Source organism: Sphingopyxis sp. HIX (assembly GCF_001468285.1).
In the GTDB taxonomy this organism is placed as follows: domain Bacteria; phylum Pseudomonadota; class Alphaproteobacteria; order Sphingomonadales; family Sphingomonadaceae; genus Sphingopyxis.
Genome location: NZ_LNSB01000018.1, coordinates 70,838 through 89,231 on the forward strand (window position 1 = coordinate 70,838; position 18,394 = coordinate 89,231).

Here is an 18,394-nt window from a genome sequence, read left to right on the forward strand (position 1 = left end):
GTCTTTAGCGGATGGGCAGGGCCGCGCAAGCGGAGGAAGAGGCCGTAAATTTGATGCTGGCTGATTTGTCAGGCCGGCTCTATTTTGCCGATTGAATCAAATGGGAAAGCAAGTCCGAGGGGGGCGCAATGTCCAAAGGCTATGTAAAACCTGAGCGTCTATGGCTGCGAACGCACCCGGAATTCTCCGAAAAATGGGTGCAGGCGCTCATCGCGGATGATCCTTCTATTCTTGGATTGGGCGATTTGGTTTTGCGCGATCAGGAACGCATTCATCCGCGTGCCGGCCGGCTCGATCTGCTGCTTCAAGATGCAGATACAAAGCGACGCTATGAGGTGGAATTACAGCTGGGATCGACGGACGAGGGGCACATTATCCGGACGATCGAATATTGGGATATCGAACGAAAGCGCTATCCCCAATATGACCATTGCGCCGTTATCGTTGCTGAAGACATCACAAGTCGATTTCTGAACGTAATATCGCTGTTCAACGGGACAATTCCGTTGATTGCTATCCAGATGCAAGCCCTTCGGGTCGGAGACAACACTACCCTCGTCTTCACGACCGTTATGGACGAAATGTCGCGGGGGCCTGTCGATGAAGATGAGGATGCAGCGGCGGCGCCCACCGATCGTGCCTATTGGGAGAAGCGGGCGACCAAGGCGACCGTCGCGCTCGCCGACGATCTGCTAGACATGGTACGTCAATTCGACCCATCGCTGGAACTCAAATATAATAAATTCTACATCGGGTTGTCCCGAGAAGGGCAGGCATTCAATTTTGTAAGCTTTAGACCTAAGAAAAACTACATCAACTTTGAGTTAAAATTACCGGAAACCGAAGAACTTGATAGCAAAATCGAAGAGGCTGGAATAGAGGCATTGGAGTATAATAAAAGATGGGGTTTGTATCGTTTGAGATTGGATAGTGGACAAATTAAAGGGAAAAGCGAGATGTTGAAGGAACTTATGCAGCTCGCATATGAGCGTCGGTCTTCTTGACCTTATGAATCCAATCACGTCCTAGGCGTCGTTCGGTCGATATCCCGCATCGCCCTCGAACTGCGCCTTGGCTTCGCTCGCGCCCTTGCCCATGAAGATATAGCCGACGACCGAGAGGATCAGGAGCGCCACGCCGAGCAGCGGGACGCCGCCGCGGGTGAACAGCATCAACGCGATCCAGAGGATGTTGGCGATCCCCGTGATCAGGAAGATCTTCTGGTTGTTGCCGGGAAAGCCATAGACGGCGCGGCCGTCGGGGGTGCGGAGGCCGTGGATGCCCTTCAGGTCGAAAGCGGTATAGGCATAGAAGCGGCCGCGAGTGCCGGGCTTGAGTTCGTCGGCGACCTCCTGTTTGACCACCGCATTCTTGATCATGTGGCGCGAGCCGCCGTCGAGTTGGAAGTCGACGCTCTTGAAGACGGTCATGCCGCCGCGCGACCGCTTGACCTCGGCCTCGGTGATGGTGCCGTCGATGATCGATGTGCCCATGGTCCGTCCCTCCATCTGGCGCCCGCGACCGAGCCTAATCGAACATGGGTTCGATGGAAAGCGACGCCCTATGGTTAAACCCTGCGCGGCTTTGCGATAGCTATCGCGTCCGAAGTGTGGAAATATCGCCGCCACGATCGCGGAGTAAAGGACAGGATAAGAGACCGAATTTTTCAGCAGCAGGGGAGAAGGACATGCGTCATCCTATTGTCACCATCGCCGCATCGGCGTCGTTGATCGCCACGCAGCTTATGGCTCCCGCCCTCGCCCAATCGACCTATCCCTATCCACCGCCGACCACAAAGCCCGGCTATGACGCGGGCTATGCGGGGACGCTGCGCTGTGAATCGCGGAGCAACCGGACCCAGCGCTGCAATGCCCGCACCGAAAATCGCGTCGACCTGATCCGGGTGATCGGCGGACGCTGTTCGAAGGGGCGCGACTGGGGCTTCACTGCCAGCCAGATCTGGGTGTCGGGCGGATGCCGCGCCGAATTCGGCTATGGCTATGGCTATGGCAGTGGCGGTGGGTATCCGGTGCCGCTGCCGCAGCCGGTCGACGATTTCGCCGGGGCGATCCGCTGCGAATCGCGCGGCAACCGTTATGAGCAGTGCAACGTGCCGACGAACAACCGCGTCGAACTGGTGCGGCGGCTTGGCGGCAAGTGCAACGCCGGGCGGCAATGGGGCTATGACGCCAATTATATCTGGGTGAACGACGGCTGCCGCGCCGAATTCCGCTATGGTTACAATAATCTGGTGCCGCTGCCGGGGCCGAAGCCCGAGAAGGACAAGGGGCCGAGCACCGGGCTGATCATCGGCGGCATCGTCGTCGCGGGCGGGCTGATCGCGCTGCTCGCCAGCAAGAACAAGAAGAAAAAAGAGGGCGAAGCGGCTGCCACCGAGGAGGCGGCGACGCCGACCTATCCGGCCGGGCCGCCGGCGACGCTGAGCGCCAACCTGTCGGCGCTGCCCAGCGCATCGCGGCCGTCGGTGCAGAATTGCATGAACGATGCGGCGCGCCAGATCGGGGTCACCGGCGGAACGCGGTTGTCCTATGACAAGCTGGTCAGTCTGGAGCAGGGCAATGGCGGCTGGCGCATCCGCGCCGCGATGACCGCGACCTATCCCGACGGCGCGCGGTCGCTGGAGATGTATTGCCGCGCGACGCCGAGCCAGATCATCCAGCTCGATTTCAGCTAGAAGCGTAACAAAGCCGCCGCCCCCGCCACGGGAGGGGCGGCGAAGCGCTGGTCAGCCGAGTGCCTCTTCGACCTGACCCAAGCGATCTTTTCCGAAGAACATCTCGTCCCCGACGAAGAAGGTGGGGATGCCGAACACCCCTCGCGCGACCGCGGCTTCGGTGTTGGCGACGAGCCTGGCCTTGACGTCGGGTTCCTGCGTGCGTGCGAGCAGCGCCGGACCATCGAAACCGTTGGCAGTAAGGAAATTCGCCGCAACCTCGGGGTCGTCCATCTTGACGCCGTCCTCCCACATCGCGCGGTTCACCGCGTCTACATAATCGTCGAGCACGCCCTCGTCCGCCGCGACAATCGCGCCGCGCATGATGAGCAAGGTGTTGATCGGAAAGTACGGGTTGAGGCGGAACTTCGTGAGGCCGTGGCGCGCAATGAAGCGCTGCATCTCGAGATGCTCATAGGCGAGCTTCGCGGGCGCCTCGGCATATTGGACCATCGGCGCCTTGTTGCCCGTCGCCTTGAAAATGCCGCCGAGCAGGCAGGGGGTGATGACGAGGTCGGCGCCGGTGCGGTCGAGCAGTTCGGGCAGGACCTTGAGCGTGAGATAGGCGTTGGGGCTGCCGAAATCGAAGATGAGTTCGAGGGTCTTTGCAGAGCTTTGGGTCACCATTTTTCTCCCCAGGGGCGGAGGTCGAGTTCGTGGGTCCAGGCGCTTTTGGGCTGCTTGTGGAGCATCACATAATTGGCGGCGATGGCCGCGGGGTTGAGCACCAGGTCCTGCGCCTTTGCGTCGTCGAAGCCGTCGCCGAGACGCTGGCGGATGAAGTCGGTGTCGATCGCGCCGTCGATGATCGTGTGCGCGACATGGATGCCCTGCGGCCCGAGTTCGCGCGCCATCGATTGCGCGAGCATGCGCAGCGCCCCCTTGGCGCCCGAAAAGGCCGAGAAGCCCGATCCGCCGCGCAGGCTCGCGGTCGCGCCGGTGAAAAGGATCGTGCCGCGACCGCGCGGCGCCATGCGCTTCGCCGCCTCGCGCCCCATCAGGAAACCGCCGAGGCACGCCATTTCCCAGACCTTGGTGTAAACGCGCACCGTCGTCTCTATGATCGGGAAATTGACGTTGGCGCCGATGTTGAACACCGCGACTTCGACCGGGCCGACCTCGGCCTCGACCTGATCGAAGAGCGCTACCATGTCGGCCTCCTCGCGCGCGTCGCCGGGGTAGGCGCGCGCTTGATGGCCCGCATCGCGGATCGACTGCGCGAGCGCTTCGAGCTGGTCGGCGCTCCGCGCACGGCGGTTGACGCAGGCGGTGAGGCCCTCGGCGGCGAAGGCGCGGGCGATCGCGCCGCCGGTGGCGTCGCCGGCTCCGATGATGACGGCGGCGGGGTTGGGCATGCGACTCTCCTCTTGGCGACACACAGTAACTATGATAATCATAGTGACAAGCTATTTTTGTTCGCCGCCGAAGACGGCTAAGGACACAGCATGCCCAAGCGCGCGGATCTTTCGGATACTTTCTGCCCCGTCGGGCGCTCGGCGGAGCTGCTGGGCGACCGCGCGGTGCTGCTGATCCTGCGCGACCTGTTCTTCGGGCGGCGGCGGTTCGAGGCGATCGCGGCGAATACCGGGCTGGGGCCGCAGTTGGTGTCGGCGCGGCTGAAATTGCTCGAAGGCGAGGGCGTGGTCGAGCGCCACGCCTATCAGGAGCGGCCGCTGCGCCACGAATATCGGCTGACCGACAAGGGCAAGGATCTGTTCGGGGTGCTCTATGCGATGCGCGGCTGGGCCGAGCGTTGGGCCTATCGCGAGGGCGAGACCGGGGGCGGACCGGCGATGCGCTATGTCCACCGCGCGTGTGGCGCCGACGTCGGGACGGCGACGGTCTGTCCCGGCTGCGGCGATTTGCTTGGCTATGGCGATTTGAAAGGCGAACCGTCGCCGGCGCTCAGGGCCGAGCAGGCGCGGCGCGCGGCGAGTTGAATCCCCTCCCGCAGGCGGGAGGGGTAACGAGACTTGCGGGCTTGCCCGCTAGTCGCAGTGGGGTGGGCTGCGTTCGTGAGCGGCGCTTGTGCCCACCCCGTTGCGACTAGCGCCTGCTGCGCAGACGCAAGTCTCACTGCCCCTCCCGCTTGCGGGAGGGGATAGCCTTACGCCTTTTCCAGCGTGCACTGCAGCGGGTGCTGGTTCTGGCGCGCGGCGTCCATCACCTGGTTCACCTTGGTCTCGGCGACTTCGTAGCTGAACACGCCGCAGACGCCGACGCCCTGCTGGTGGACGTGCAGCATCACCTGCGTCGCCTGTTCGATGTCCATGTTGAAAAAGCGCTGGAGCACCATCACGACGAATTCCATCGGGGTATAATCGTCGTTGAGCAGCAGCACCTTGTACATCGACGGCTTTTTCGCCTTCGCGCGGGTGCGCGTCGCGATGCCGACCCCGGGGGTGCCGGGGGTGCCGTCGTCCTTGTCCGCCATGGCGCGGATGGAATGGAGGGTCTGAACTGGAAGCATTGTCACCGGAATATCGCACGCCGCGGCGGATTCGCAAGGGGGCGGGTCATCATTAACCCCCTTTTCCATTCGACCAAAAACAAGAACCGCCCGCTTCCCGGGGGAAGCGAGCGGTCTTGGGTGCGCCGGCGCAGGCGGGGGGAGGGGAGAGAGGCCCGCGCCGACAGCGGAAGAGAAAGGCCCTTAGGCGGCCTTCATCTTCGAAGTGATGACCGACACGCGGTTCGAGATCGGCGCGAAGCTGTCGTTCGCCATCTTGACGACGAGTTCGCTGGTCTTCGAGGTCTGCGCGACAGCGGCGTCGAACGCCTTCTTGCTGTTTTCGGCATAGAGCTTGAAGAAGTCGGCCGGGGTCTTGACGGCGGTGTAGCCCTTCAGCGCGGCGGTCGTGTCTTCGAAGCTCTTGCGAGCGAAGGTCACGCCTTCCTGGCCGAGGACTTCGGCGTTCTTCGCGGCGATCTTGCCGGCTTCGACGAGCGCTTCGAGGTTCGCCTTGTTGAACTCGACGGCGTCTTCAGCGAACTTGCTGGTCTTGGCCATGGCTTCCTTCGCCTTCTCGTTGAAGTCGGCGGTCAGGGCTTCGGCGCGGGTCTTCGCTTCGTCGGCGAACTTCTTGACGGTGTCGTTCATGGTCTTGAATCCTTTGGTGGCGGCGGCGACCGGCTTCGGTGCGGCCTTCAGGGGCTTCGGGGCAATGGTCTTCACGGCCGCCTTCTTGGGGGCAACCTTCTTGGCGACTGCCTTGGGGGCAGCGGCCTTCTTTGCGACCGGCTTGGCTTTTGCCTTCACCGTCTTCGTCACGGGAGCCGGAGCAGCCTTCGCCACCGCGGGAGCGGCGGGTTCGACCGGAGCGGCCGGAGTCGCCACCGGCTTGGCGGCGGTTTCCAGCGTCGCGGCTTCGAAAGCCTTTTCGGCACTATCCATCTTGGTAGCCATCGGGACAACTCCTTTATGTTGCAGTGCACAATATAGGAGTGGCGTGGCGATTTCAAGGATATTTTTGTGCAGTGCACAAAAATTTTTGCTCGCAGCCTTATTGGCCTTTTATTCCCGGGATTTACCGCTGCTTGACGTAACGACCGGGAGCATCCTCGATCGCCTTCTTAGCACCCTTTCCGGGAATCCGCGAACCCTTTGCCGCGGTTTTTGCGCCGTCCCGTGCTTCGATCCAGCCGATCCAGTGCGGCCACCAGCTGCCCTTGGTCTCGCGCGCGCCCGCTTCGAACTCGGCGAGCGTCGCCGCGCCATTGTCGCCGGTCCAATATTGATATTTGCCCGCGGCGGGCGGGTTGACCACGCCGGCGATGTGGCCCGATCCCGCGAGCAGGAAGGTCTTGTCGCCCGAAAGATGGTCCATCAGCCGCCAGACGCTGGCGAGCGGTGCGATATGATCCTCGCGTCCCGCTTGGATATAGGCGGGGGTCCTGATCTTGCGAAGGTCGAGCGGGGTGCCGCACACCGACAGGCTGTTCGGGATCACCATGCGGTTGTCGCGATAGAGGTCGACCAGATATTGGCGGTGCCATTTCGCGGGCAGGTTGGTGGTATCGCCGTTCCAGTAGAGGAGGTCGAAGGGCGGATAGTCGTTGCCGAGCAGATAATTGCTGACGACATAATTCCAGATGAGGTCGCGCCCGCGCAAGGAATTGAAGGTCGCGGCCATATAGCGGCCGTCGAGATAACCCTGCGCCGAGAGCTGTTCGAGCAGCGCGAGATAGCTTTCGTCGACGAACAGCTTGAGGTCGCCCGCGAACTCGAAATCGATCTGCGCAGTGAAGAAGGTGACCGACTTGACCTTGTCGGCCTCGCCCTTCGCCGACAGCATCGCGAGCGTCGCGGCGAGCGTGGTGCCCGCGACGCAATAGCCGATCGTGTGCACCGCGGGGACGTCCAGCAGCACACGCACCGTGTCGATCGCATCGACCTGCGCCGCGATATAATCGTCCCAGACGACCTCCTTCATCGACGCGTCGGCCGACTTCCACGACACCATGAAGACGCTGAGCCCCTGCTCGACGGCCCAGGCGACGAAGCTTTTCGCGGGGTTGAGGTCGAGGATGTAGAAGCGGTTGATCCACGGCGGGAAGATGACGAGCGGGACGGTGAACACGTCCTTGGTCGTCGGCGCATAATGGATGAGCTGGTAGAGGTCGGTTTCGTGGATCACCTTGCCCGGGGTGGTCGCGATATTGACCCCGACCTCGAACGCGTCGGGATCGACGTGGGAAAGCTGCCCGCGCGACAGGTCGGTGAGCATATGCTTCAGGCCCTTGAGCAGGCTCTCGCCGCGCGTCTCGACGGCGCGCTTGATCACTTCGGGATTGGTGATCGCGAGGTTCGACGGCGAAAAGGCCTCGGCCATGTTCTTGGCGGCGAACTCCATCTTCTTGCGCGCACCTTCGTCGAGCCCCTGCATCTGCTGCGTCGTGGCGAGCAGCTGGTCGGAGAGCAGGCCATAGGTCTGGCGGATCAGCGCGAAGACGGGGTTCGCGCTCCATTCGGGATCGGCGAAGCGCTTGTCCTTCGGGACGTCGGTGACGGGCGTGAAGGACGGACCGAGGGTCGCGAGCGAGGTCCAGAAGGCGACCCCCTGTTCCCACATCTTCGACGACTGCTCCGCCCATTGCGTCGTCGCGGGGCTGTTGAGCCAGCTCGTCGGATCGAACATCGCGGCGGCGCTCGTCTTGCCGTCGTTCGCCTGGCCGAGCGCATATTCGAGCATCATCTGCTGCGCGCGGCCCATGACGCTCGCCCAATGCTGCAGATCGTCGGGCGAGGGCAGGAAGGGGTTCAAAATGTCGGCCGCGTCGTCCTTGCCCGTTTCGCTCATGCTCGTTCCCGCTGGTCTGTGGCGATATTTGGCCTATAACAAGCCCCGGCGCGGCTGGCGAGATTGCCGCTCGCGTCAACCGTCAGATAACGAAAAGGAGTTGTTCTAGTTTCCCATGTCCGAAGATGAATTCTACCGCATCAAGCGCCTGCCGCCCTATGTCATCGCTGAAGTCAATGCGATGCGTGCGGCCGCCCGCGCCGCGGGAGAGGACATCATCGACCTGGGGATGGGCAACCCCGACCTGCCGCCGCCTGCGCATGTGATCGAAAAACTCTGCGAAGTCGCGATGAAGCCCGACGCGCACGGCTATTCGCAGTCGAAGGGCATTCCGGGCCTCCGCAAGGCGCAGGCGAACTATTATGCGCGCCGCTTCAACGTCGAACTCGATCCCGAGAGCGAGGTGGTGGTGACGATGGGGTCGAAGGAAGGGCTCGCGAGCCTCGCCACCGCGATCACCGGACCGGGCGACGTCGTCCTCGCGCCGAACCCCAGCTATCCGATCCACACCTTCGGTTTCATCATCGCGGGCGCGACGATCCGCAGCGTGCCGACCACGCCCGACGAGAATTACTGGCGCGCGCTCGACCGCGCGATGGCCTTCACCGTGCCGCGGCCGTCGATCCTGGTCGTGAACTATCCGTCGAACCCGACCGCCGAGGCGGTCGACCTCGCCTTTTACGAGCGGCTCGTCGCCTGGGCGAAGGATAACAAGGTCTGGGTGCTCAGCGACCTCGCCTATTCGGAGCTTTATTACGACGGCAATCCGACCCCTTCGATCCTGCAGGTGCCGGGCGCGAAGGATGTCGCGATCGAATTCACCTCGATGTCGAAGACCTATTCGATGGCGGGCTGGCGCATGGGTTTCGCGGTGGGCAACAAGCGCCTGATCGCGGCGATGACGCGCGTGAAGTCGTACCTCGATTATGGCGCCTTCACGCCGATCCAGGCCGCGGCGTGCGCGGCGCTCAACGGGCCGCAGGATATCGTCGCCAAGAACCGCGAGCTCTATCAGAAGCGCCGCGACGTGATGGTCGAGAGCTTCGCGCGCGCGGGCTGGGACATTCCGAGCCCGCCGGCGTCGATGTTCGCCTGGGCGCCGCTGCCGCCCGCGCTCAAGGAGATGGGCAGCCTCGAATTCTCGAAGCAGCTCCTGACCCACGCCAAGGTCGCGGTCGCGCCGGGGGTCGGTTATGGCGAGGACGGCGAAGGCTATGTCCGGATCGCGATGGTCGAGAACGAGCAGCGCATCCGCCAGGCGGCACGCAACATCCGCAAGTTTCTGCAGATGCACGGCGTGAACACGCCGTCGGTCGCGGCGGGCTGATGTCCGCCGCAACCGGCCTCGGGGCCATTGCGGAAATCATCCAGATCTCTGTCACGCCGGTGTTCCTGCTGGTGGCGACCGGGGGCCTGCTCAACGTCTTCACCGGACGGCTCGCGCGCGTCGTCGACCGTTCGCGCGTTTTGATCGAGCAATGGGGCGAGACCGAGGGGCAGGAGCACGAACGGCTCGTCGCCGAGCTGCGCGTCGTCGACCGGCGGATGGACATCATCAATAATTCGATCGCCGCGGCGGTCGCGTGCGGGATCGTCGTCTGCCTGCTCGTCGCGCTGCTGTTCGCGCAGGCCTTCGTCGGCTTCAACCTGGGCGCGGCGGCGGCGTGGGTGTTCGCGCTGGCGATGCTGCTATTGCTCGCCGCGCTGGTGCTGTTCCTGATCGAGGTGCGGCTCGCGACGCGGACGATCCACGTCCCGCTCGAGCTGCTCGAGCTCGAGGAGATGGGTTGGCGGAAAAGACAAGGGCGGCGCTGAGAGTCGGTTTGGGGGTGGGGAGCGGCCTTTGCCTTATTCCAAAGTTCAGGAAAGTTCAGCCCAGTGAGCTTCCCGGATAGAGGCCTCGGAGACCGCTGTATTCGCCGAGCGGAAGAGTCGAGATCGACGCTGGCATAGCCGGATTTATTAGGAAAGGCCTTTTTTAGGGCGGCGGTTTTGGGGTGGGGAACGGACGTTCCTAATCCTCCCTGCGGCATAGCCGTGGGGAGGGGAACCGCCCGCAGGGTGGTGGAGGGGCAGAGGCCTTCCACCGACGCTTATAGCCGCTGCCCCTCCACCACCGCCTGCGGCGGCGGTCCCCCTCCCCATCGCTTCGCGACAGGGAGGACTAAGAACGTCCCTTCCCGCCCGAAACCAGCCATCTAGGCTCTAGACGATCACGGCCCGACGCTCGCCCGGAACGTCGGCGCCACCCGCTTCCGGCTCGCCTGCTCATAGGCGTAACCCGCCGCCAGCACCCCGGCGTCGCCCCATTTGGGGCCGATGAAGCTGATCCCGATCGGCAGGCCCTGCACCGCGCCCATCGGCACGGTGAGGTGCGGATAGCCCGCGACCGCGGGGAGCTGGCTGGCGCTGGGGCCGTTGTAATGGTCGCCGTTGACGAGGTCGCTGGTCCAGGCGGGGCCGTTGGTGACGCCGACAAGCAAGTCGACCTTGTGCGCCGCGAGCAGCCGGTCGATGCCCTCGGGTCCCGCGAGGCGCGCTGCCTTGGCCTTGGCCTCGAGATAGGCCTTGCTGTCGAGGCCGCCCTTGGTCTCGGCCAGTTCGAAGATCGACTGGTCGAACCATGAAAGCTCCTCGGGATGCGCCTTGTTGAAGGCGATCACGTCGGCGAGCGTCTTCGGGCCGTTCTGCGCGGGCAGGCCCGCGAGATAGGCCGCCATGTCGGCCTTGAGCTCGGTCAGCAATATTTCGAACTCGGCAGCGCCCAGTTCTTCGAGCCCCTTGCGGCTGTCGGCGATGTCGACGACCGTCGCGCCGAGATCGGTCATCTGCTTCAGCGCCGCATCGAGGAGTGCCGCGATGTCGGCGCGGCCGCCGATGCGGTCGCGCAGCACGCCGATGCGCTTGCCCTTCAGCGCATCGGGCGCGAGCGCGGCGACATAGTCGGTTTTGCGCGCGTCGGCCTCGGCGGTCGCGGGATCGGCGGGGTCGCTGCCCGCGATGACGCTCATCACCGCGGCGGCGTCGCGCACCGTCAGCGTCATCGGGCCCGCGGTGTCCTGGCTGTGGCTGATCGGAACGATGTGGGTGCGGCTGACGAGGCCCACGGTCGGCTTGAAGCCGACGATGCCGTTGACCCCCGCGGGGCAGGTGATCGAGCCGTCGGTTTCGGTGCCGATCGCGAGCGGCGCAAGGCTGGCGGCGACCGCAGCGGCGCTGCCCGACGAGGAGCCGCAGCTGTTGCGGTCGAGCGCGTGTGGGTTCCTGGTGAGCCCGCCGACCGCGCTCCATCCGCTCGTCGAATCGTTCGAGCGGATGTTCGCCCATTCGCTGAGGTTGGTCTTGCCGAGGATGATCGCCCCGGCGTCGCGCAGCCGCGCGACGATCGGCGCGTCGCGGCCGGTGACATTGTCCTTGAGCGCGAGCGAGCCTGCGGTCGTCGGCCACGGACCCGCGGCCTCGATATTGTCCTTGAGCAGGATGGGGATGCCGTGCAGCGGGCCGCGCACCTTGCCCGCCTTGCGCTCGTCGTAGAGCCGCTGCCCCTCGGCATAGGCTTCGGTCTGCGACAGGTTCGCGATCACGGCGTTCAATTTGGGCCCATAGTCGTCGAGCCGGCCGATGCGGTCCTGATAGACCGAGACCATCAGCCCTTCGTAGAGCTGGCCGCTCTCCATGTCGGCGCGCAGCGTCGCGGCGTCCTTGCCTTCGACGTCGGGGAGCGGCGGCGGCATCGCCATCGCGGCGGTGGTGGCGAGGAGCGCGGCGGCGGCGAGCAGCGAATATTTTTGCATGGTGCGAAAGCTGCCAGCCGTAGCGGCAATTGCAAGCGGCGATTTTCGGGCCGTCGCGGCGGCATTGACACCGGGGGTCCGATCTGGCCCGATGCGGCCGGGAGAAAAAGATGATCGAAAAAGCCGCCGTGTCGCAGGGCGCCGTTTCGCCGTCCGCCGACAGTGTGTCCGCACAGACGCGGACGATGCTGTGGGTGCTGCTGATCGTCTATATCTTCAATTTCCTCGACCGGCAGATCGTCAATATTCTCGCCGAGCCGATCAAGACCGACCTGGGTCTGACCGATACCGAATTGGGGCTGCTCGCGGGGCCGGCCTTCGCGGTCTTCTATGCGCTGCTCGGTATTCCGATCGCGCGCTATGCCGACAGGGACGGCACCAACCGCATCCGGCTGATCTCGATCGCGCTCGCGATCTGGTCGGCGATGACCGCGGTGTGCGGGCTCGCCCAGAATTTCGTGCAATTGCTCTTCGCGCGTATCGGGGTCGGCATCGGCGAGGCGGGGTGCACGCCCGCCGCGCATTCCTTGATCAGTGACAGCGTGGAGCCAGCGAAGCGCTCGTCGGCGATCGCCTTTTACGGCATGGGCGTGCCGATCGGTTCGCTGCTGGGGCTGATCATCGGCGGGATCGTCAATGACCTCTATGGCTGGCGCATCGCGCTGATGCTGGTCGGGCTGCCCGGGCTCCTGCTCGCGTTGGTCGTGCTGTTCGTGCTGCGCGAGCCGCGTCATCTGCGGCCCATCGCCGAAGCGAGCGCCGCCAAACCGGCGCAGCTTTCGACGGGCGAGGCGATGCGCGAAATCTTCGCGTCGCGCGCCTTCGTCTATATTTTGATCGCCGCGTCGGTCACCGCCTTCCTGGGCTATGGCAAGGCGCTGTGGACGATCAGCTTCTTCATCCGCAGCCACGGGCTGTCGACCACCGAGGCGGGGTTGTCGATGGCGGTGGTGCTGGGCGTTGCGGGGGTGTTCGGCACCTGGCTGGGCGGCAAGGTCGCCGACAAGCTGGGATCGCGCGACAAGAAGCATATCCTGACGCTGCCGGCCTATGGCATGGCTCTCGCCGCGCCGGTGCTGTTCCTCGGCTATTATATGGAAAACTGGATGATCGCGGTCGCGTTGCTGATCGTCCCGACCATCCTCAATTCGGCCTATTACGGCCCCGCCTATGGCTGCGTGCAGGGGCTGGTGCGGCCGCAGGCGCGCGCGGTCGCGGCGTCGATCATGCTGTTCGGGCAGAATCTGATCGGGCTGGGCTTCGGACCCTTCCTGTTCGGCGTGCTGTCCGATGCGCTCGCCCCGACCTATGGGCAGGAAAGCGTGCGCTATGTCCTCTATGGTGCGGCGTGGCTGGGGCTGATCCCCGCCTTTTTCTTCTGGCGCGCGAGCTTGCGGCTCTCGCGCGAACTCAAGTCGGGTTAGTAGGGCGGCGCTTGCCGCGCGCGCTGTGCTTTCGCGGCGTCGATCCACCAATTGAGATCGTCGGCGAAGCGCGGGAAGCTCTTCTCCAGCCGCGCGCCGTCTTCGCCCGCGGGCTTGCCCTCGGCGTCGAAGGCGCCGCCGATCCGCCCGACGGGCAGGATCGAACTGGTCACCGCCATGCCCATCTCGCCGAGGATATCGCGCCAGCCCATCATCGCGCGCACCCCCGACCAGGGGCCGGCCGAATAGCAGGCGATCGCGGCAGGACGCCAGAACCATTCCTCGAGATAATGGTCGGTGAGGTTCTTGAGCCCCGGCTGCGGCCCCCAATTATATTCGCCGGTGACGAACAGGAAGCCGTCGGCGGCGCGGATCTTGCCGGCGAGTTCCTCCATCGCGGGCGGCGCCTCGCCCTTCGGATATTCCTTGTACATGCGGTCGAGCATCGGGAGGTCGACCGCCTTGGCGTCGATCAGCTCGGCGCTGTCGCCGCGCGCCTTGATCGCATCGACCAGCCACTCTGCGAGCTTGATGCCCTGGCGGTCGCGGCGGTAGCTGCCGAAGAAGACGAGGATATGGCGCGGCATGGGGCTTCCTTCAGGGGCGGATGGTGATCGGGGTGCCGTCGGGGACGAGGTCCCACAGCTGCCTTATCTCGGCATTGGAGAGCGCGATGCAGCCGTCGGTCCAGTCGCTCGCCAGCGTCGGGCCGGGCCAGCGGTTGGGCTGGCCGTGGATGAAGATGTCGCCGCCCGGCGAGCGCCCCTGCGCCTTGGCATAAGCGCGGTCGGCAGCGTTGGGATAGGAGATGCGGAGCGACAGGTGATAGGCGCTCTTCGGGTTGCGGCCGCTGATCGTATAGCTGCCCTCGGGTGTCCGCTCGTCGCCTTCGAACTGCTTGTGCCCCGTGGGCGCGTCGCCGAAGCGGATGTTGGCGTAGCGCGCGATCTCGCGGCCATCCTTATAGGCGATCAGGATCCGGTCGCTCTTGTCGACGAGCAGGCGGTCGGCCCTCGCCGCGGCGGGCGGTGCGGGCTGCGAACTCGCCGAGCCGCAGGCGGCGAGCAGCAGCAGGAGCGGGAAGGCGAAGAAGCGCATGGCGCGATCCTACGCCTTCGCCGCCGCCGGGCAAGGGGTCAGGCGGGCGCGGCGACGCGGCGGCTGCGCCGCGCGGCCCAGAGGCGGAGCGCCAGCGCGGCGATGAGGATCGCGACGGGGATGGCATAGGCGGCGCTCGCCGGTATGCGCTTGCCGTTGGTGAAGACGAAGCTGATCCAGATCACCCAGATGCCGATGCTATGGAGGCGCTTCCAGTTCCTGGGGCCGAGCGCGGCGACCCCGCGGTCGAACGAGGTCGCGGCGAGCAAGGCGATGAAGAGATAGGCGATGCCGCCGGTGACGAAGGTCTTCGGCTGGACGAGCAACGCGAACGTGTCGGGGTGCCAGCGGTGGAGGAGGAAGATCGCGCCCGCGTGGACGAGGTGCGAGAAGGCGAAGCCGAGGCCGAACCAGCGGCGGTTGGCCAGCAGCCAGCGCGTCACGGCGCCCGGCGAGAGCCTGACCAGCGCCGAGGCGGCGAAGGCCAGCAGGAAGAGCGCGAGCGAGGTGCGCGCGGTGGCCCGGATTGCGAGGCGGACGCCCTCGACCCCGCCGCCGTCGGCGAGGACCATGCCGCCCGCCATCGCGGCGAGCGCGGCGGCGATGAGGAAGAAGAGGGCGGCGCCGTTCGGAATGGCTCGATCTTCACGCATATCGACGATGTCCTTGCTTAATACCTAGTGTTGCTAGGGTATAGCTTGACCCCTAGCGTTGCAAGGGGTAAAAGCGCGGCATGAATGCCGAAATGCTCAAGGGCCATCTCGACACGGTCATCCTCGCGACGCTCGAGCGCGGCGCGGCGCACGGCTATGCGGTGATCGAAGAGATAAGGCGGCGGAGCGGCGGGCATTTCGATTTGCCCGAGGGGACGGTCTATCCCGCGCTCCACCGGCTCGAACTCGCGGGGCTGCTGGCGAGCGACTGGGTCGATCCGCCGGCGGGGCGGCGCAAGCGCGTCTATGCGCTGACCGCGGCGGGGCGCGATGCGCTGGGTGAGCGGCGGACGGGCTGGGCCGAATTCGCGCGCGCCGTCGGCGCCTTCCTCGAGCCGGGATCGGCATGAGCGGCGATTACGGCCGCGCGCTGCAGCGCGAGCTGCGCTTCGACCGCGAGCTCGCCGAACGCGCGCGCGAGGACCTCGCCGAATATCTCGACGAGATGGCCGCGGCGGGGCTGGACCGCGACGAGGCCGAGCGGCGCTTCGGCGCGGTCGAGGATATCGCGCGCTCCTATGCGAGCGCGGCGCTGCCGGCGCGGCTGCGCCAGACGCTGAAGGCCGCGGGCTGGCTGGCGCTCGCGACTTTCCTCTTCATGCGCTGGCGCTCGATCGCGCTGGGCTTCGATCCCTTCGCGCAGCCGACGTTGCTGAGCCTGATCGACGGGGTCGGTTTCCTGATCGGCGCCGCGGCGCTGATCGTCGCCTGGCGGCGGCGTTCGGACAGCGCGGGGATGCGCGCGCCCCTGCTGTTCGCGGGCGCGGCGATCGCGGTGTCGACGGGGGCGAGCCTGCTGCGCGCGCTGCCGGCGCTCGGCGGGCCCGATGGAGTGCTGATCCTCGCGACAGGGGCGGTGCAGCTCGGATTGCTGCTGTGGCTGGCCGGACGGTTGCGGTTGATCGGGCGCTATCGGCGGGTGGGCTAGAATCTCCCCAACGCTGCGCGATGGGGAGGATCCGGGCTTAATCGCTGAACGGATCGCGGATCAGGATGGTGTCCTCGCGCTCGGGGCTGGTCGAGACCAGCGCGATCGGGGTTTCGATCAGTTCCTGCACGCGCTGGATATATTTGATCGCCTGCGCGGGCAGGTCGGCATAGCTGCGCGCGCCCGCGGTCGATTCGTGCCAGCCGTCCATTTCCTCGTAGATCGGCTCGACCTCGGCCTGGTCGGCGGCGTGCGCGGGGAAATAGTCGAGGATCTTGCCGCGCAAACGGTAACCGGTGCAGATGCGTACCTTGTCGAAGCCGTCGAGCACGTCGAGCTTGGTGAGCGCGATGCCGGTGACGCCCGACACGGCGCAGCTCTGGCGCACGAGCACCGCGTCGAACCAGCCGCAGCGGCGCTTGCGGCCGGTGACGGTGCCGAATTCATGGCCGCGCTCGCCGAGCCGCTGACCGATCTCGTCCTCGAGTTCGGTCGGGAAGGGCCCGCTGCCGACGCGGGTGGTATAGGCCTTGGCGATGCCGAGCACGAAGCCGACCGCGCCGGGGCCGAGCCCCGAACCCGCCGCGGCGGTGCCGCTCACCGTGTTCGAGCTGGTGACGAAGGGATAGGTGCCGTGATCGATGTCGAGCAGCACGCCCTGCGCGCCCTCGAACAGGATGCGCGCGCCGGCCTTGCGCACCTTCTTGAGGCGCTTCCAGACGGGCTGGGCATATTCGAGCACATAGTCGGCGATTTCGGCGAGGTCGGCCTTGAGGCGGTCGCGGTCGATCGGCGGCTCGCCGAAACCGGCGCGCAGCGCGTCGTGGTGCGCGGTCAGGCGGTCGATCTGCGGGTCGAGCTTGTCGAGATGCGCGAGGTCGCAGACGCGGATCGCGCGGCGGCCGACCTTGTCCTCATAGGCGGGGCCGATGCCGCGCCCGGTGGTGCCGATCTTGCCTGCGCCCGCGGCGGTCTCGCGCAGCGCGTCGAGGTCGCGGTGGAAGGGCAGGATCAGCGCGCAATTGTCGGCGATCGCGAAATTCTCGGCGTTGATCTCGACGCCCTGGCCGCGCAGCTTGGCGATCTCGTCGCGCAGCGCCCAGGGGTCGAGCACGACGCCGTTGCCGATGATCGACAGCGTGCCGGTGACGATGCCCGAGGGCAGCAGCGACAGCTTGTACACCTGCTCGCCGACGACGAGCGTATGGCCGGCGTTGTGGCCGCCCTGGAAACGCACCACGGCGTCGGCGCGGCTGGCGAGCCAGTCGACGATCTTGCCCTTGCCCTCGTCGCCCCATTGCGACCCGATGACGGTGACATTTGCCATGATGCTGTCCTGCTGAACGGGCTCATTTTTAGCCCGGCGCGGCCTTAGCGGATTTGGCCGCAGAGGCAAGCGCAGTGGGACGTTATTGCGACAAATGCGGGCTAATTTTGCTGCCGGTTCGGATAGCGGAGGTTGTGGCGATGCAGGGACGGCGGATGATGGCGTGGGTCGCGGTGGCGGCTTTCGTCGCGGCGGGCGTGGCGGTGCCCGGTCCCTTCGCCGAGGCGCGCGAGCGGCTGCGCGACCGGATCATGCAGCGCATGGGCGCCGACGAGGGGCCGAAGGTTCCGGGCAGCGAGACGATCTTCTATGGCCGCGACCCGCTCCAGTCGCTCGACGTCTGGCGCGCGAAGGATGCGAAGGGCCCGGCGCCGCTGCTGGTCTTCGTCCATGGCGGCGGGTGGAAGCGCGGGAGCAAGGACAATGCGACGGGGCGCTTCAAGGCCGAACATTATCCGGGTCAGGGCTATGCCTTTGCGTCGATCGACTACCGGCTGGTGCCCGCGTCGGCGGTCGAGCAGCAGGCCGAGGATGTCGCGATGGCGGTGAAGGCGCTGATCGACGACGCCGAGCGGCTGGGCATCGACCGGCGGCGCATCGTGCTGATGGGGCATAGCGCGGGCGCGCATCTGGTCGCGCTGGTGGGGACCGACGAGCAATATTTGAAGAGCGTCGGCCTGTCCTTCGCCGATATTGCGGGGGTGATCCCGATCGATGGTGCGGCATACGACGTGCCCGCGCAGATGAAGGACGGGCCGCCGATCATGCAGAAGACTTATCGCCAAGCCTTCGGCACCGATCCGGCGCGGCAGGCGAAGCTGTCGCCGACGCTGCACGCGGCGGCGCTAAATGCGCCGGCCTTCCTGCTGCTCTATGTGCAAAGGCCCGACGGGGTGCGGCAGGCGAAGGCGCTGGGCGCGGCGCTGGCAGCGGGCGGGAGCAAGGTCGAGCATGGCAGCTTTCCGGGTGAGGGGCTGCAGGGGCATGCCGAGATCAACCGGCGGCTCGGCGACCCGAGTTATGCGCCGACGGGAGCGGTGGATGCGTGGTTGAGGCGGGTCTTCGGGGGGTAGGGT

General features: G+C 65.6%; 20 protein-coding genes. 9 read left to right on the forward strand and 11 right to left on the reverse strand.

What is annotated here, in order from left to right; all coding sequences use genetic code 11:
• The first annotated feature begins 128 nt into the window (after nucleotides 1–128).
• Complete coding sequence (locus ATE62_RS10505; protein WP_058809843.1) at nucleotides 129–1,004, forward strand: DUF5655 domain-containing protein; 876 nt, start codon at nucleotides 129–131, stop codon at nucleotides 1,002–1,004.
• A 21-nt stretch (nucleotides 1,005–1,025) separates the two neighbouring features.
• On the opposite strand, the gene ATE62_RS10510 is transcribed toward ATE62_RS10505, so the two are convergent.
• Nucleotides 1,026–1,493 carry a hypothetical protein gene (locus ATE62_RS10510; RefSeq protein WP_058809842.1) on the reverse strand — a complete coding sequence of 156 codons (468 nt, stop codon included), beginning with the start codon at nucleotides 1,491–1,493 and terminating at the stop codon, nucleotides 1,026–1,028.
• A 194-nt stretch (nucleotides 1,494–1,687) separates the two neighbouring features.
• On the opposite strand from ATE62_RS10510, the gene ATE62_RS10515 reads away from it, so the two are divergent.
• Nucleotides 1,688–2,695, forward strand: coding sequence for a DUF3011 domain-containing protein (locus ATE62_RS10515; RefSeq protein WP_058809841.1), 1,008 nt, complete (start codon nucleotides 1,688–1,690; stop codon nucleotides 2,693–2,695).
• Between the two features lie 51 nt (nucleotides 2,696–2,746).
• On the opposite strand, the gene ATE62_RS10520 is transcribed toward ATE62_RS10515, so the two are convergent.
• Complete coding sequence (locus ATE62_RS10520) at nucleotides 2,747–3,361, reverse strand: 2-hydroxychromene-2-carboxylate isomerase (RefSeq protein ID WP_058809840.1); 615 nt, start codon at nucleotides 3,359–3,361, stop codon at nucleotides 2,747–2,749.
• Nucleotides 3,355–4,089 carry an SDR family oxidoreductase gene (locus tag ATE62_RS10525; protein WP_058809839.1) on the reverse strand — a complete coding sequence of 245 codons (735 nt, stop codon included), beginning with the start codon at nucleotides 4,087–4,089 and terminating at the stop codon, nucleotides 3,355–3,357. The genes ATE62_RS10520 and ATE62_RS10525 overlap by 7 nt, the downstream gene beginning before the upstream one ends.
• A 90-nt stretch (nucleotides 4,090–4,179) precedes the next feature.
• On the opposite strand from ATE62_RS10525, the gene ATE62_RS10530 reads away from it, so the two are divergent.
• On the forward strand, nucleotides 4,180–4,674 hold the full coding sequence (locus tag ATE62_RS10530) for a winged helix-turn-helix transcriptional regulator (RefSeq protein ID WP_058809838.1): 495 nt from the start codon (nucleotides 4,180–4,182) through the stop codon (nucleotides 4,672–4,674).
• Between the two features lie 167 nt (nucleotides 4,675–4,841).
• Here the strand turns inward: ATE62_RS10530 and clpS are convergent, their stop codons facing one another.
• From clpS to ATE62_RS10545, 3 genes are all read right to left on the reverse strand, one after another.
• Nucleotides 4,842–5,168: an ATP-dependent Clp protease adapter ClpS gene (clpS, locus tag ATE62_RS10535; protein WP_144037631.1), complete on the reverse strand. Its 327-nt coding sequence runs from the start codon at nucleotides 5,166–5,168 to the stop codon at nucleotides 4,842–4,844.
• A 219-nt stretch (nucleotides 5,169–5,387) separates the two neighbouring features.
• Complete coding sequence (locus tag ATE62_RS10540) at nucleotides 5,388–6,140, reverse strand: phasin family protein (protein ID WP_058809836.1); 753 nt, start codon at nucleotides 6,138–6,140, stop codon at nucleotides 5,388–5,390.
• A 121-nt stretch (nucleotides 6,141–6,261) separates the two neighbouring features.
• Complete coding sequence (locus tag ATE62_RS10545; RefSeq protein WP_058809835.1) at nucleotides 6,262–8,034, reverse strand: PHA/PHB synthase family protein; 1,773 nt, start codon at nucleotides 8,032–8,034, stop codon at nucleotides 6,262–6,264.
• 115 nt (nucleotides 8,035–8,149) lie between these two features.
• Here ATE62_RS10545 and ATE62_RS10550 point away from each other — a divergent pair, with 115 nt between their 5' ends.
• Nucleotides 8,150–9,361, forward strand: coding sequence for an LL-diaminopimelate aminotransferase (locus ATE62_RS10550; protein ID WP_058809834.1), 1,212 nt, complete (start codon nucleotides 8,150–8,152; stop codon nucleotides 9,359–9,361).
• Nucleotides 9,361–9,849, forward strand: coding sequence for a DUF2721 domain-containing protein (locus ATE62_RS10555; protein WP_058809833.1), 489 nt, complete (start codon nucleotides 9,361–9,363; stop codon nucleotides 9,847–9,849). Before ATE62_RS10550 ends, ATE62_RS10555 begins: the two co-directional genes overlap by 1 nt.
• Before the next feature lie 398 nt (nucleotides 9,850–10,247).
• Here ATE62_RS10555 and ATE62_RS10560 read toward each other — a convergent pair whose 3' ends face one another.
• Nucleotides 10,248–11,828, reverse strand: a complete 1,581-nt coding sequence (locus ATE62_RS10560) for an amidase (protein ID WP_058809832.1) — start codon at nucleotides 11,826–11,828, stop codon at nucleotides 10,248–10,250.
• A 110-nt stretch (nucleotides 11,829–11,938) separates the two neighbouring features.
• Between ATE62_RS10560 and ATE62_RS10565 the strand changes: the two genes are divergently transcribed.
• Entirely contained in the window at nucleotides 11,939–13,252 is a 1,314-nt protein-coding gene (locus ATE62_RS10565; RefSeq protein WP_058809831.1) for a spinster family MFS transporter, read from the forward strand.
• Here ATE62_RS10565 and ATE62_RS10570 read toward each other — a convergent pair.
• The 3 genes from ATE62_RS10570 to ATE62_RS10580 are packed head-to-tail and all read right to left on the reverse strand — an operon-like array spanning nucleotide 13,249 to nucleotide 15,003.
• Nucleotides 13,249–13,839, reverse strand: coding sequence for an NADPH-dependent FMN reductase (locus tag ATE62_RS10570; RefSeq protein WP_058809830.1), 591 nt, complete (start codon nucleotides 13,837–13,839; stop codon nucleotides 13,249–13,251). The genes ATE62_RS10565 and ATE62_RS10570 overlap by 4 nt on opposite strands.
• Nucleotides 13,840–13,849: 10 nt before the next feature.
• Nucleotides 13,850–14,350, reverse strand: coding sequence for a L,D-transpeptidase family protein (locus tag ATE62_RS10575; protein ID WP_058809829.1), 501 nt, complete (start codon nucleotides 14,348–14,350; stop codon nucleotides 13,850–13,852).
• Nucleotides 14,351–14,388: 38 nt separating this feature from the next.
• A complete protein-coding gene (locus tag ATE62_RS10580) occupies nucleotides 14,389–15,003 on the reverse strand; it encodes a ferric reductase-like transmembrane domain-containing protein (RefSeq protein WP_058809828.1) in 615 nt (204 codons plus the stop codon).
• Nucleotides 15,004–15,083: 80 nt separating this feature from the next.
• Between ATE62_RS10580 and ATE62_RS10585 the strand changes: the two genes are divergently transcribed.
• Together ATE62_RS10585 and ATE62_RS10590 are read left to right on the forward strand one after the other, a co-directional pair.
• Nucleotides 15,084–15,413, forward strand: a complete 330-nt coding sequence (locus tag ATE62_RS10585; protein ID WP_058809827.1) for a PadR family transcriptional regulator — start codon at nucleotides 15,084–15,086, stop codon at nucleotides 15,411–15,413.
• Nucleotides 15,410–15,991, forward strand: a complete 582-nt coding sequence (locus ATE62_RS10590) for a hypothetical protein (RefSeq protein WP_058809826.1) — start codon at nucleotides 15,410–15,412, stop codon at nucleotides 15,989–15,991. The genes ATE62_RS10585 and ATE62_RS10590 overlap by 4 nt, the downstream gene beginning before the upstream one ends.
• Before the next feature lie 37 nt (nucleotides 15,992–16,028).
• On the opposite strand, the gene ATE62_RS10595 is transcribed toward ATE62_RS10590, so the two are convergent.
• On the reverse strand, nucleotides 16,029–17,318 hold the full coding sequence (locus ATE62_RS10595) for an adenylosuccinate synthase (RefSeq protein ID WP_058809825.1): 1,290 nt from the start codon (nucleotides 17,316–17,318) through the stop codon (nucleotides 16,029–16,031).
• A 140-nt stretch (nucleotides 17,319–17,458) separates the two neighbouring features.
• On the opposite strand from ATE62_RS10595, the gene ATE62_RS10600 reads away from it, so the two are divergent.
• Nucleotides 17,459–18,391, forward strand: a complete 933-nt coding sequence (locus ATE62_RS10600) for an alpha/beta hydrolase (protein ID WP_058809824.1) — start codon at nucleotides 17,459–17,461, stop codon at nucleotides 18,389–18,391.
• Nucleotides 18,392–18,394 lie beyond the last annotated feature (3 nt).